This is a genomic window from Mycobacterium sp. IDUB_5 (assembly GCF_055419565.1).
Genome location: NZ_JBVAXX010000001.1, coordinates 1009911 through 1024515 on the forward strand (window position 1 = coordinate 1009911; position 14605 = coordinate 1024515).

General features: G+C 62.0%; 8 protein-coding genes. 6 read left to right on the forward strand and 2 right to left on the reverse strand.

Going from position 1 to position 14605, the window contains the following annotated elements; translation table 11 throughout:
- Nucleotides 1-8: 8 nt before the first annotated feature.
- The 6 genes from ACZY1G_RS04960 to ACZY1G_RS04985 all read left to right on the forward strand — a co-directional run bounded on the left by ACZY1G_RS04960 (nucleotide 9) and on the right by ACZY1G_RS04985 (nucleotide 10605).
- Complete coding sequence (locus tag ACZY1G_RS04960) at nucleotides 9-509, forward strand: hypothetical protein (protein WP_463821757.1); 501 nt, start codon at nucleotides 9-11, stop codon at nucleotides 507-509.
- Nucleotides 506-1870 (forward strand): Qat anti-phage system QueC-like protein QatC, encoded by a 1365-nt coding sequence (gene qatC / locus ACZY1G_RS04965; RefSeq protein ID WP_463821758.1) that lies wholly within the window; start codon nucleotides 506-508, stop codon nucleotides 1868-1870. The genes ACZY1G_RS04960 and qatC overlap by 4 nt, the downstream gene beginning before the upstream one ends.
- Nucleotides 1867-2607: a TatD family hydrolase gene (locus tag ACZY1G_RS04970; RefSeq protein ID WP_463821794.1), complete on the forward strand. Its 741-nt coding sequence runs from the start codon at nucleotides 1867-1869 to the stop codon at nucleotides 2605-2607. Before qatC ends, ACZY1G_RS04970 begins: the two co-directional genes overlap by 4 nt.
- A gap of 107 nt (nucleotides 2608-2714) precedes the next feature.
- The gene (locus tag ACZY1G_RS04975) at nucleotides 2715-7664 is read left to right on the forward strand and encodes a DEAD/DEAH box helicase (protein ID WP_463821759.1); all 4950 of its coding nucleotides are present in this window, start codon (nucleotides 2715-2717) and stop codon (nucleotides 7662-7664) included.
- A 137-nt stretch (nucleotides 7665-7801) separates the two neighbouring features.
- On the forward strand, nucleotides 7802-10252 hold the full coding sequence (locus ACZY1G_RS04980) for an AAA family ATPase (RefSeq protein WP_463821760.1): 2451 nt from the start codon (nucleotides 7802-7804) through the stop codon (nucleotides 10250-10252).
- Nucleotides 10249-10605 (forward strand): hypothetical protein, encoded by a 357-nt coding sequence (locus ACZY1G_RS04985; RefSeq protein WP_463821761.1) that lies wholly within the window; start codon nucleotides 10249-10251, stop codon nucleotides 10603-10605. The genes ACZY1G_RS04980 and ACZY1G_RS04985 overlap by 4 nt, the downstream gene beginning before the upstream one ends.
- Before the next feature lies 1 nt (nucleotide 10606).
- On the opposite strand, the gene ACZY1G_RS04990 is transcribed toward ACZY1G_RS04985, so the two are convergent.
- Nucleotides 10607-11947 carry an McrC family protein gene (locus ACZY1G_RS04990; RefSeq protein WP_463821762.1) on the reverse strand — a complete coding sequence of 447 codons (1341 nt, stop codon included), beginning with the start codon at nucleotides 11945-11947 and terminating at the stop codon, nucleotides 10607-10609.
- A complete protein-coding gene (locus tag ACZY1G_RS04995; protein WP_463821763.1) occupies nucleotides 11944-14478 on the reverse strand; it encodes an AAA family ATPase in 2535 nt (844 codons plus the stop codon). The genes ACZY1G_RS04990 and ACZY1G_RS04995 overlap by 4 nt, the downstream gene beginning before the upstream one ends.
- Nucleotides 14479-14605: the final 127 nt, after the last annotated feature.

A 14605-nucleotide genomic window follows, 5' to 3' on the forward strand; every position in this document is an offset into this window, starting at 1 on the left:
TCACCGGCTTGGGAACGGGTACCGCTGCGCAGGCACTGACGGCGATCGGTCTGGCCCATCTGGTTGGCCAGGATCGATTCACCGTTCTCGACGAACTCGTCAGCTACATCGCTGGCGTAGGAAACGACCTCGACTCCGGTGCGGCTCGTGACGCCGCATGTGATGTTCTCGACGAGGTATTCGGCGATGCTGACTCATGGGATGAGTTGAATGAGGTCAGTGTTGACCGCGATCAGCTTGGGGAAATCCTCGAACGTTTTCTGGCGCTGTACGTCTACAACAGGGTTCCGGTCGTCGCGGAGCGACTGAGTCGGTTGACCGACCCTGTCGCGATGCGGCGGGCAGATCAGCAGATGCGTCAGATCATCGCTGACCTTGTGGTGATCGAGTTGCCGGCGAATCCGCTTTCCGTCGATTGGAGTGGCCAGCAGGGCCGGGACATCGCTGCGCGCGCGGTCACATCTGCCTACGAATTGCTCTCCGCTCTCGAAGGCGAGGGCCGCGCATGACCGATTACCGAGTTCGTATCCGCCCAGCTTCAACAACTCCGACCGAGCCGGAGGACCTTCGACTACTCGATTGGGCGCCGGGGAGCGCGACGTCGACTATCCAACTAGGGAACCGGGCGGGGTCTCGATTCCTAGCAGGATGGCGGGCACCGCGAGCGGCCCTCGACGTTTTCCTGCTGGGGGCCAGCGTGTACTGCGTCGACAAGGCCACCCCCCGCGCCGCCGCAGCTGACGTGTGGACTCGCGACCTCTCAGTGGAGCTTCCTGTCGCAGATTTGAACGTGTGGGCAGCTGCGCCGTGGAAGGAGACTCTGGACTTCCTCACCGGCGACAATTGGGCCCTGAAGCCCTATCGTGACGACACCTCTCCACTGGACGGTGTCGGGAGAGTGCCCAAAGAGATGACGCCGGTAGCCGCGGTCGACGCCGTCAGTCTGTTCTCCGGCGGTCTGGACTCGTTGACCGGGGTGATCGACCTTCTCGAAGAAGACCCGAACCGACGCTTGTGCCTAATCTCGCATAACGAGGGCGATCAAGCGTCTACGGCGCAGAAGAAGCTCACCGATGCGTTGTGCGAGCACTATGGGGAAGACCGTCTGGAGCTGCGGAGCATCTTCCTTCGCCCAGCACCCGCCGCGGCAGGGCAAGCTCGGCCACTTCCGAGAGACAGGGAGACCACGACTCGCGCGCGGTCGTTGCTGTTTCTCACGGCTGGGCTCGCCCTCGCTGCGTCGGTGGGGCCTGATGTCCCCGTCTACATACCGGAGAACGGATTCATCGGTATCAACGTTCCGCTCACCCGTGCACGGTCGGGTAGCTACAGCACACGTACGACCCACCCACATTTCATTCATCTGCTACGCGCGGCCGTTCACGCTATCGGCGTACATAACCCGATCCTCAACCCGTTCCGCTTAAAGACCAAGGGTGAGATCCTCGCGGGTTCTCGAAACCCTGAGCTTCTTCGGGCCCTTGCGCCGCACAGCATCTCTTGCTCCCACCCAGAGGCGGCCCGCTACGCCGAACGAGAACAGGGCAACTGCGGGTACTGCTTTCCCTGCCTCATCCGGCGGTCCTCGATGGCCACTGTCGGCTGGGACACGCCGCAAGGCTACGCATGGGACGCACTCACCGGTGAGGGCCTGCTCGACCGCCAGACGGAGCGGGCCGCGGACCTTCGAGCCGTTATTAACTCGGTGTACTCAGACGGGCCAGATCGTGACATTCTCCGCAACGGCCCGATCCCGAATGGCGAGCATCGTGAGTTCCTGCGAGTGTGGCGCACAGGCAAGCAGGAACTACGGTCCTGGTTCAACGGCGCTTCGGGCGCCACTGCCGAAATCGTCGAGAGGTTGAAGTGAGTGCTGTTCGACTGCTCGACACACACTGTCATGTGTCTGCCTACACGGACCCGGTGGCGACACTGCGCGAAGCTGATGAGGCGGGAGTCGGGGTCGTCGCGGTCACAGAAGACCCCGACGAGTATCGACGGCTCCGCACCCGTCTTGGCACGCGTGAGCACGTCGAGGTGGCGCTCGGGTTGCACCCGCTGCGGGCCGCAGCGTTCGGCCCGAACGAACTCGCTCGGTTCTTTCGGCTTGTGCCGCAGACGAATTGGATCGGCGAAGTGGGCCTCGACTACTCACGTGCCGGAACAGCTACTGCCAAGGCGCAGCAACGCATTTTCGACGTCGTACTGACAGAAGCTCAGCCTGGGAGACATCCCTTGACTGTTCATAGCCGGGGCGCAGAGAAGGACGTCGTTCGCCGTCTCGCTGACGCAGGACTGCCGGCTGTCCTGCACTGGTACAGCGGCCCGCTGAATCTCATCGGCGAGGCACTTCAAGCAGGGCTCTACTTCTCGATCAACGTCGCGATGACGCGCTCCCGAAAGTTTCCCGCGCTGATGCGGGAGATCCCCCGAGATCGGATCCTGCTGGAGACAGACGGCCCCTACGCCAAGGACCACGGGCGGCCGGCACGCCCAAACCGGTTAGAAGACGTAGCGACGGCGATTGGCATGTTCTGGGGAACAGACCTCGTTGCCACGACGAAGATCGTGCATGCCAATCAGTCGAATTTCCTGAACCGCTCATAGCGGGGCGCCGGCACCGCGACACGCACGCATGTTGAACACTCAGTCGTGACCGTCGCGGCAACTTAATCTCATTCCTGCAGGACGTTGAGGATGGAGGCAGCAAGGTTATGGGTTCGATCCACGAGGTGATGGACGCGTTCCGCAAAGCGCCGTCGAACTCCGAACGCGGGACCAAGTTCGAGAAGCTTATGGTCCGCTACTTCGACCTCGACCCGCTGCTGTCGCAGCAGTACGACGCAGTGTGGCGGTGGATGGATTGGCCTGGCCGGAAAGGTAGGCCCGACACAGGAATTGACCTCGTTGCCCGTGAGCGTGACAGCGGTGAGTACACAGCGATCCAGTGCAAGTTCTACGAGCCGACGCACCAGCTCCGCAAGGAGGACATCGATTCGTTCTTCACTGCTTCCGGCAAGCAGCCCTTCACGAACCGAATCATCATCTCCACCACCGACCGGTGGGGAAAGAACGCTGAAGAGGCTCTTGAGAATCAGACCATCCCGGTGCAGCGGATCGGACTGGCGGAGATCGCTGACTCGCCGATCGACTGGGACATCGCCTGGGTGGACGGTGACCTACATATCGACGTCTCCGAAGCGGCCCGTCACGAGCCGCGTCAGCATCAGGCCACCGCGATCGAGAAGGTATTCGCAGGTTTTGCCGCCGGCAACGACCGCGGCAAACTGATAATGGCGTGCGGCACCGGCAAGACGTTCACCGCGCTCAAGATCGCCGAGCGCACCGCAACTGAGAACGGCGGGAGCGCAAGGGTTCTGTTCGCAGTCCCGTCGATCTCCCTGCTGTCGCAGACGCTGCGTGAGTGGACGGCGCAGACACAGTTGGGCTTGCGGGCGTTCGCGGTCTGTTCCGATCCGAAGGTCTCGCGCGCCGCGGAGGACATCAACACCTACGACGTCGCGATCCCGGTGACCACTAATGCGGCGAAGTTGCACGCCGAGATGGAGCACCGCAAGCGCGCAAAGGGCCTGACGGTGGTGTTCACCACCTACCAGTCGCTGCCGGTCATCGCGGACGCGCAGAAGTCGGGTGTGGCTCCGTTCGATCTTGTGATCTGCGACGAGGCGCACCGCACCACGGGTGTGACGCTGGAGGATGCGGCCGAATCGAACTTCGTCCGCGTCCACGACGAGGACTACCTGGACGCGACCCGCCGCTTGTATATGACCGCGACGCCGCGGATCTACGACGAGACGGTGAAGGCGAGGGCTGACGAGCACTCGGCCGAGATCACCTCGATGGACGACGAGACGAAGTACGGCCCGGAGTTCCACCGCCTGTCATTCGGGGAGGCTGTCGAACGCGGGCTGCTCACCGACTATAAGGTCCTCGTGCTCACCGTGGATGAGGAAATGGTCGCCGCGCCACTGCAGACCCAGCTCGCCGGCCCCGACGGAGACCTGCGCCTCGACGACGCGACGAAGATCGTCGGCGCCTGGAACGGTCTGGCCAAACGCGCCGGGAAGACCCCGGACGGGCAAGGGTTCGCGCCGGGTGAGGTGCCGATGCGCCGCGCCGTCGCATTCGCGAGGGACATCGCCGCGTCGAAAAAGGTCGCGGAGCTATTCCCACGGGTCGTGGAGACCTATCGGGAGATGCTCACCGACAGCATTGAAGACGGCCACGATGTGAACACCACCAATCTGGATCTCGCCGTGCAGGTCCGCCACGTCGACGGCACCTACAACGCGCTAGAGCGCAACCGAGAGCTGCAGTGGCTTAAGGCGCCTCTGCCGGAGAACGAATGCCGCATCCTGTCCAACGCCCGCTGCTTGTCCGAGGGCGTGGACGTCCCAGCCTTGGACGCGGTGATGTTCCTGCACCCCCGCAACAGCGTCGTTGACGTGGTTCAGTCGGTGGGCCGGGTCATGCGTAGATCCGAGGGAAAGGACTACGGCTATATCATCCTCCCGGTCGCGGTACCTGCCGGTGTCTCACCGTCCCAAGCCCTGTCGGACAACCGGCGTTTCAAAGTCGTGTGGCAAGTCCTGAACGCGCTGCGTGCCCACGACGACCGGTTCAACGCGATGGTCAACTCGATCGCGCTAAATACGTCTTCGGAACTGCAAGCCACCGGACAGGGCTCCGATCAACTCCTCGGTGGGCATATCGGTCCGACGACAGAGAACCCGGAGAGCATTGGTAACGGCGAGAGCACCGGCTCCACCGGCGGAGGCGACACCAATGCCGATTTGGGTGCTGGTGTCGCGGACGGGAATGGTTTCAACAACAGGCAGCTGGCGTCCCAGATGGCGTTATTCTCGCTGTCGGAGTGGCAGGAGGCGATCTACACCCGCATCGTCGACAAGGTCGGCTCGCGCACCTATTGGGAGGACTGGGCCAAGGACGTCGCCGACATCGCCGCTGCCCTGATCGCCCGCATTAAAGTTCTGATCGACGGTGCCGACCCAACCGTGGCCGAGGCGTTCGCGAAGTTCCATAAGGGATTGCAGGACAACCTCAACGACTCCATCACCCGTGGCGATGCGATCTCGATGCTTGCGCAGCACCTGATCACGGCACCGGTTTTCGACGCCCTTTTCGCCGGCCACGAGTTCGCGGCCCACAACCCGGTGTCGCAGACTATGCAGGCCATGGTCGATCAACTCGGAGGTTCAGGCTTGGAAGCCGAGACGGAGCACCTCCAGGGCTTCTACGATTCGGTGCGTATCCGCGCCTCTGAGGTCACCACCGCCGACGGCAAGCAGCAGGTAATTGCCGAACTCTACGAGAAGTTCTTCAAAGTCGGGTTCGCGAAACAGGCTGAGGCACTGGGCATCGTGTACACACCGACGGAGATCGTCGACTTCATCCTGCGCGCCGCCGACCACGCCTCCCGCGAAGCCTTCGGCCGCGGGCTCACTGACGACGCCGTCCACGTCCTCGACCCATTCACCGGTACCGGCACGTTCATCACCCGGCTCATGCAATCGGGACTGGTTCGTCCAGAGGACCTCGCCCGCAAGTACGCAAGCGAGCTGCACGCCAACGAGATCACGCTGCTCGCTTACTATATCGCCGCGGTAAACATCGAAACCACCTACCACGCACTGACCAAGGCGGAGTACAGCCCGTTTGAGGGGATCGTCCTTACGGACACGTTCCAGATGACCGAAGACGACGACTCGATGGACACGGAGATGTTCCCGCAGAACAACTCTCGGATCGTCAAACAACTCGCTGCTCCGATTCACATCATTGTAGGAAACCCGCCGTACTCGGTGGGGCAGACCTCGGCGAATGATCTCAACGCGAATGTCTCCTACCCGACGCTGGACCGCCGAATCGCGGATACCTACGCGGAGAGATCGACAGCCACCAGTCAGCGGACCCTGTACGACTCCTATCTCCGCGCCTTCCGATGGGCCACGGACCGGATCCGTGAGCAGGGCGTCGTCGCGTTTGTTTCGAATGGCGGTTGGATAGACGGCAACACCGCCGACGGCATCCGCTTGTCACTGGCTGATGAGTACAGCCGGATCTACGTTTATAACCTGCGCGGCAACCAACGCACTGCGGGTGAGCTTTCGCGGAAAGAGGGTGGCAAGGTATTCGGATCCGGGAGCCGCAACACTGTCGCGATCCTCATCGGCGTCAAGGACGCCATCAGTTCCGGACCATGCGCAGTTAAGTATCGAGACATCGGCGACTACCTGACCCGTGAACGGAAATTGGAAATCGTCGCGGGCGGGGACCTTGAATCGGTTGATTGGCAGTCGATCACACCGAACGAGTATGGCGACTGGATCAATCAGCGCAGTGGTGACTTCCCTGCGTGGCCAGTGATCGGTGACAAGTCCGGTGGGTTGGCAGTTTTTAATGCTTATTCACTCGGTCTTGCCACAGGTCGTGATTCGTGGTGCTACAACTCGTCACGTGCGGCGGTCGAGGCGAACGTGCGGCGGATGATTGATTTCTACAACGGCCAGGTCCGTGAGTTCGATGCGTATTGCGAGCAGAATCGGATCACCGACCGAAAAGCGTCGGTGGACGCGTTCATCGACAGCGACCCCGCGATGATTAGTTGGAACCGCAATGCGAAGCAGGACTTGGTACGCGGAAAGCGCTACGCTTTCGAGACAGACTCGCTCGTCGAAGGCTCCTACCGCCCGTTCCAGAAGCAAGCCGCCTACTTCAACCGACAGCTCAATGCGATGGTCTACCAGCTTCCGTCGATCTTCCCGACGCCGCATCATCACAACCTCGGCTTCTACGTCGTAGGAGCTGGTTCGGACGTGCCGTTCTCAGCGATTGCGCTCAACGTCCTGCCAAACCTGCACGTTACGGGCGCCGGCAGTGGTGGCCAGTTCTTCCCCCGCTGGACTTACGCCAAGGGCGAGCCGGACGACGGCACCCTCGACCTCGCTGCGGGTCGCGGCGACGTCGATCAGCACGGATACCGTCGCACCGACAACATCACCGACGACATCCTCCGCCTCTACCGGGAGGCGATCGGCGACCAAGTCACCAAAGACGGCATCTTCTTCTATGTCTACGGCCTGCTGCATGATCCGGCATACCGATCGACGTACGCGCCGGATCTGAAGAAGATGCTGCCGCACATTCCAACTCCGGAAGCGCTGGAGCGGTTTGAGGAACTTGCTTCAGCTGGTCAAGCCCTGTCGGAACTCCACGTCGGGTACGAAGACGTTGAGCCGTATCCGGTTGAGGTGCAGTTGAAACCAGGTGCCGATCCGTCGGACCGTGAGACGTGGCGAGTAACGAAGATGAAGTGGGCGAAGAAGAAGGACCCGGAGACCGGCAAGAGCGTCGACGACGTCACGAAGTTGATCTACAACACGAAAGTCACCATCACCGGAGTCCCCGTTGGGGCCGAGAGGTACATGCTTGGCTCGCGCTCCGCGTTGGCCTGGATCATCGACCGATACCAGGTCAAGACCGACAAGGCGTCCGGGATCGTGAATGACCCGAACGACTGGTGCGACGAGCACGACGACCCTCGGTACATTGTCGATTTGATCGCCAAAGTCACGACCGTCGCGGTCGAGACGATGAAGGTGGTTGACAGCCTCGGTGTGTAGCAACACATGTGCCCGGTACTGGTGACACCGCCGGTGCCCCCACCCTGGGTGTGTTCACTCGAGGACTGGTAAGGCAACGGCGTTGAGCGTCGGCGAGGTACGCGACGCTGCGTCCATAGCGGGAGGGGTGAATGACCATGGGTGAAGCTGAACTGGCCGGGTCCGTCGAAGCGGAAATGTGGGAGCTCTTCGACGCCGACCACAAGGTGGCCGATGAGACTGTGTATCTAGTTGCCGCGGCGTTGCGTGGCGACAGTGAGCTAGCAGAACAGTTGGGCGGAGAAGCGTCGGCGCCGCAACGCCGCGCTACCTCTGCGGCGGGTCCGGCCCCGCTTCATGCCTTCCTCCGTTCAATTACTGTGTCGGGCTTCCGTGGGATCGGCCCGAAGGCGAGACTGGAGCTGAATCCCTACCGCGGTATCACGGTGATAAGCGGTCGCAACGGCTGCGGAAAGTCCAGCTTCGCCGAGGCGCTCGAGTACGCCCTGACAGGCGAGAGCTATCGGTTCGCCAACCGGGCGAAGCACTGGCGCGACTCATGGCGAAACCTGCATGCTGGCGAGCAGGCGGTCATCGACGTCGGTTTCGCGATGGAACCTGACGACGATCGCAGCGGGTCCAGCGCAGCCATTCGCGCAGAATGGGATGCCGGCGCACCGCTGACTGCCTGCCGGCGCGTGTCGCAGATCCAAGGTCAGAAGCAACAGCCGATCGAAGCTCTCGGGTGGGAGCAGTCGCTGATCACCCACCGACCGATCATGTCCTACGACGAACTCGGAGGACTGCTCGAAGGCGGGCCCTCAAATCTCTACGACGCCCTGAATCGGCTACTAGGACTCGACGAGATTGCCGACGCCGACCGGAGGCTCAAGGTGGCGGAGAAACAACTCGGAGAGCCTCGGAAAACAGCCAACGACAATCGAACTCAACTCATCCGCACGCTTGATTCCTCTGCGGATCCGCGCGCACAGCAGGTGAAGCGGCTGATCGGCCGCAAACCTTATGACCTCGAAGCCGTCACTGCGACAACCTTGGGGACCGCCACCGACCGCGCCGCGACGATTGCCCAGCTGCGGGCAATCGCAGCTCTCGGCGCACCCGATGTGGCGAGAGCGGCCGACGTCGCGGCGGAGTTGCGGGCCGCCATCAACGCTCACACCGACGGCGCCGACTCCGCCGTCAAGGCGCTCGCTGCGAAAGCTGCACTGTTGCGCGAAGCGCTGCACCTCTACAACGACGTTGGCGACGGGCCGTGCCCAGTATGTGAAACCGGAATGCTTGACGCCGGCTGGCGGGAGGCAGCCGAAGAGCGACTGAGGGCTGCGGACGCCAGCACCGCCGAGCACGAAGCAGTGACGCGCCGCTTGGCTCGTGCACGCGCCGCCGCCGAACAGCTCTTCCGCACATGCTCACCCGCTCCTGTTGTGGACGGTGTCAACCTCGACGCGGCGGCGGCGTTCAATGAAGCAGCCGTGGCTGCGCAATCTGCGCCCGACAGCACTTCTGACCTTCCGGCGCACATTGAGTCGGCCGCTATCGCTCTGGCCGATGCTGCGTCGACATTGCGAACCGAAGCCCAAACGCTTGCGGATGGGTTGGAGGATGCGTGGGCGCGGACAGCGCAGGCTATCACTGCCTGGGTGGAACTGGAGAAGATCGCACGAGAGGGGGATCGCCAACTCGACGACGTCCAGTCCGCCTTGCAATGGTTGCGCGCCAACGCCGAAAAGTTGCGGTCTCGCCGCCTCGAACCGGTCGTCCGCGAGGCCGGCGAGATCTGGAGCCGAATGCGCCATGAAAGCAATGTCGATCTCGGCGGCATCACCCTTGAGGGAGCGGCCACCCGTCGGAGAGCTGTCGTGGAAGGCAGCGTCGACGGAGCACCCGCGGGAGTGTTGTCGGTCATGAGCCAGGGCGAGCTGCATGCGTTAGCGCTGGCGCTGTTCATCCCGCGTGCTACCGCAACGGGCAGCCCTTTCCGCTTCCTGGTGCTCGATGATCCAATCCAGGCGATGGATCCCGCAAAGATCGGCGGATTCCTAGATGTACTGATCGAACTGGCCAAGACCCGCCAGGTAATCGTGTTCTCTCACGACGACCGACTTCCCGCGGCGATCCGTGCACGTTCCACCCCTGCACAACTGCTGGACGTCACGAGAGAAGAGGGCTCCGTCGTCAGTGTGAAGCTCAATGACTCTCCCGCGCAGCGGTACATCGACGATGCGACGGCGCTAATACTCGACGATGAACTCGACGACCTGGTGAAGCGGAAGGCGACACCGGGCCTGTTCCGAATGGCTGTGGAAGCCGCCGCCCACCAACGCTTCTTCAGCGACTGCGCACGTGCGGGCGCCGTCTACCACGAATCCGAATCACTCTGGGAAGGCGCGAGAACCACCCAGCAGCGGATCGCGCTAGCCGTCACCGGAACGGCGTCCGGTGACATATCGGGTTGGCGGAGTTACAGACCCCACCGATCTCCGACCATCAGGATCTGTGCGTCAGGAGCTCACGAAGGTGCCATGATCGACCGTGCAGCGCTCAATGACTTGAGAAATACCGTTCGCGATATTGCGGAGGGGCAGTGACCGGCGACGCCGAGGCACTGCTCGCGCGCGCTCAGGCACTACTCGACACTCCGTACCGTACCGCGGCTGGAAACTCCGCCCGGCTAGCCGCATTTCTTGCACGTCAGGCGGTGGAGGAACTGATCGATGGGCGCGTCGCGGTGTTGTGTGGAGTGCCGGCAGTCCGAGGAACGACGAAAAGCAAGCTGGCCGTGCTGAAATCGCTCGATGACACGCAGTCGGGCCCCATCCTTATCGGTGCCTGGCACCAATTGACCGGATTCTGTCACCAGCACGCCTATCAGTTATCGCCGACGGTGGCTGAGGTGAGAGATCAATGCCGCGCTGTGCGGGCAGCCTGCCTTCAGCCCTAGCTCAGTTCGACGCGGTAGAGCCCACCGTGAGGGCGGGCGTCTGTAGGCCAGTAATGGTGCGGATTACCGCGCGCATCTGCTCGTGAACCACCAAGTGCTCCTGGTTGCCGAGGTGCTCGAGTATCGAAACAACGTCAAGGCCAGCACCACGGATACGGGCAGGATTGGCACCAGCAGACGGTTTGACGTACAGCGCAGGTCCGTCGACCGCGGTGACGGATGGATAGATCAGGCCGGCGCGGGGCGTCGCGGTGCCGGAGTCCACCGCGTAGGCGTAGACGAACGACTGGTAGATGTCGGTCGAGCTCAACTTCGTTGTGTCATAGACCTTGTACTTCACGTCGATCGGTACGGTGCGGTCGTTGGCGGGATCCTCGATGACGAGGTCGGGCCGAATAGTGCTATACGTTTGCCCTGAAACCTCGTCGACGATCACGGTCCGCATTGTCTGCTGAGGTTGAGTTCGCAGCTCCGTATCAGAAAGAGCGTCGATAGCCAGCCGGGTTACGAATCGCTCGAAGATAGCATTCATATTCACCATGAACGACGTGGTGTCGGCAACCGATCTGTCGAGGCGGTCGTCGAGCGAGAGACCGTCGAGCACCAGCTTGGCGAGCTCGTGAGCGGGGCGGTAGCGCGCATTGCGGCGCCCATAATGAATTCGTCTCTGGTACCAGTCAGATTCGCGGCTGGGGACTACGCAGACCTCGTCGAGGACACCCGCGAAGACGCGAGCGTTCTTACGCACATCGATGTCGCGTACGCGGCTGATGGCTGCGTGCAGCGCCACTGCGAGAAGTTGGTTCTCGGGGATATCACCGTCGAATTCGTCGTATGCGCAATCGATCCGATGCAGCTGTCCATAGCGGAGCAGGAATTGCTCTCGGATGCGTAGCCGACCACGCATTCGGTCGAGCGTCTCCTCAACTGCTCGGTAGTCGCGGATCAGGCCGTCCCGAATGAGCGCCTTGACCTCTTCGACAAGTAACAAGACAACAAGGTCGAACAAGTCGTCGCCATCGCCAGGCAGTTGGCGGTCCCGTGGCAACTGTGCGAGCAGCGGGACGCCGCGGGCGTATTCGATCATGCGCAGCACGCGCAGTGCACCGCCGACCAGTTTGGGGACGACGTGAATCTCAACGACAGAAAATCGGACGACCCCAACCCACGAAAACGTGGTGACGTCCATTCGGCCGTCGTCCAACCAACGCACGTCCAATCGCGGCATCAGGTCACCGCCGGCGGCGAGGCGTTCAGCGAGTTGACGATCCGCGGATGTGGGATGTGGCGCCTCGATCATCCGACTTGAGTATTCATCGAGCCAATATGTCGGCATCGTCATGCGGAAGCGCTGGCGCCGAACTTGGCAGCGAGTTTGGCGCAGAGTGTCTCGGGATCGTCGATGACGTCGGAAGCGATGCGTTCAGCATCGGAGTCGATGACATCGCCGAGAAGGTTGCGCAGTTCGCGATAGTCCTCGTACAGGTACTCCTGGAGGAGTGGAAGCAACTCGAAGCGGAACATGGCTGCGAATGACTCAGGCGTATCAACGATCTCGTTTCCATTGAAGAACAAAGCGTGGCCAATCTGCTTTTCACGCCCAAAGCGCTGCCGAATCTTCTCATTCAAGCCGTCGAGGAACATGTCTAACGCCAGCGCGCCGGCGGTTGTCCCTTCGAGGAGGTCGCTCTCCGGCATCAACTCGAGGAAGGTGAAGCGACGCCGGAGTGCGGTGTCGAGCAGGTGCACGCTGCGGTCCGCAGTGTTCATCGTGCCGATGATCCACACATTGGGCGGCACCTCGAAGTTGACGCCGCTCTGGGGGAGCTGAACCGTCAGACCGCGCTTGTCCTTCTCGATCAAGGTGACGAGCTCGCCGAAGATCTTCGGAATGTTGCCGCGGTTGATCTCGTCGATGAGAACGACGTAGCGCGTCTCCGGGTGGTGACGAGCAGCATCGCATACGCGTTTGAAGACACCGTCGACAAGGACGAGGTCGAGGGTGTTGGTGGCGGACTGCTTTGGGCGGAAGCCCTCGATGAAGTCTTCGTAGGCGTACGACGGGTGAAAAGTGATGCGGGTCAGACGCTGAACGCTGGGTTCGGCCACCGCAGAGACGCGGGGATCGCGCTCGCCAAGACGTGAGAGCAAGTGGTCCGCTTCGACGGCGGACAGTGCGAATAGCGTTCCCTGACAACGAAATTTGAGCGGTTCGCTGTCCGACAGGACGGGGTCGGCCTGCAGCTCCTCGTACGTTAACCCGTCCTTCACGGGTGTGACCGGTTCCAGAGTGAGGTATGGCGTTTCATGAGCGTCGTATTCACCGGTGACTCGCGCCAAAGCGACGATTCGTTTCGACGGTGTCGATTCGTATCCAATGACGAGGTCGCCCGCACGGACGTTCGGGTAGTTGCGCTGCAGTCGGCCGAACTTATAGTCCACGGTGCCGTCCGTGAACAGCGTGGCCCATGACCATTGTGAGGGGTTGGCGATGACGAACCAGACCTGCCGTGACGGTGCCCGTCCGGCACTGAGCTGCTCCTCCCGTTTGAGCAGTGCGTCTGCGTCGCTCAGCAGCGCGGCGGCTCGGTCGTTCGAACTGCCGCCGGCGAGCAACCAAATGGCCGCGCGCCGTGCGGTGTAGGTCTTGCCGGTTCCTGGCGGACCGTAGAGCACCGCTTGGCCACGCCGCTTGAGGGCGTGCTCGAGTTCGAGATAGATCGGATCGGGCGGGACCATCTTCGTGGTGATGACGGGTGCGGTGGCTCCCGCGCCCAATATTTCGCGGAACAGTGTGGCCGACACCTTCGACACCGTGGTGGTGGCCCAAGCCTTCACCGGCGATATCTTGCGCGCTGCGGACGTATCCCAGTCGACACCGACGGTGTGCCGATACTCCGAGCGCTCCGGACGCCACTGATAGCCGGCGTCGTTGACGGTGCCCACCGCGATGACCTCCGACGTGCCACGGTTGGCGATCACCGTGTCACCGGGCTGCAGATCGCGAAGCGTCCACAGCTCGTTGGATTTCCGACTCACTACGTTCTCGGCGTCGTTGTACGGAAAGTGGTTGCGGAAGGACTCCCGGAAAGCCTCTTTGCTTTCGAATTGCATGAGATCGCCGACCTCGTCCCACCCGACGCAGATGTAACTGTTCGTTCTGCAGTCGTCCCAGTACTTCGCCAGTTCGCCGGGCGCGATCTTTACGACTCTCATCGATGTCCGTGGGTCGTTCCAATGGAAGATGAAGTACCCGAGTTCTTGGGTCGTCAGTCCGGCAAGCTCGGGAACCCCGCGGAGGATCTCCAGGAGCTGGCGGTTGGCGCGGGCAGCAGTGGGCTGCGGCTTCGCGCCGAGATGCTCGAGGAAGTGGTCGAGCGTTGTCTTGGAGGTCACAGGCACGAGCTGCTCGGGGAAATACAGGTAGAGCAACTTCATGCGTGCGGCCTGAGCGCCGGTGAGCACCTTGACGTCGTCGGTGTCGTCGAACCGACCTTCCGCGGCAAGTTCCAGCACTTCCACAAAGCCGGCCCGCACGGCTTCCCACGCTTCTTCGACCGACGCAAACTCCTTGGGGTACTGCCAGATTCCATCGGAGACGCGCCGATAGACCAGGTGCTTGAGAGAAGATCCGCCGCTCATGCTGGCAACTGGCTTTGTTTTGAACTCGAGCCAGTAGGAGACGGAGTTCTCGTTGTGGCCGAGCCCGAGAGCGTAGGCATCGATGGAAAGCGTCGGCCAGTCCGACATCGGAAACTTCTCGACGAACTCTTCGCGCAACTTCGTAGCTTCGGCGACGCGTTGGGCGACGGCCGCACGGTCCCAGGTGAGCAGCGCGTCCTGGATGGACTTGTGCTGCGAATTGTCAATCAACAGTCGCTCCGATGCTCGTACGTTTCACTGTCTCGTCTGATCGGTTCGTCGGGACTGCCCCGGGTTCAGTTGACTCGCGGGGGTGTGAATTTCAGGCCGCGGTTGCGACTGGTGTGTGGAGCAGTTC

What these genes read in the sequence shown, in the direction of transcription:
- ACZY1G_RS04975 (WP_463821759.1), top strand. Translation starts at nt 2,715, where the DNA reads ATGGGTTCGATCCACGAGGTGATGGACGCGTTCCGCAAAGCGCCGTCG.
- ACZY1G_RS04990 (WP_463821762.1), bottom strand. Translation starts at nt 11,947, where the DNA reads ATGACGATGCCGACATATTGGCTCGATGAATACTCAAGTCGGATGATC.
- ACZY1G_RS04980 (WP_463821760.1), top strand. Translation starts at nt 7,802, where the DNA reads ATGGGTGAAGCTGAACTGGCCGGGTCCGTCGAAGCGGAAATGTGGGAG.
- qatC (WP_463821758.1), top strand. Translation starts at nt 506, where the DNA reads ATGACCGATTACCGAGTTCGTATCCGCCCAGCTTCAACAACTCCGACC.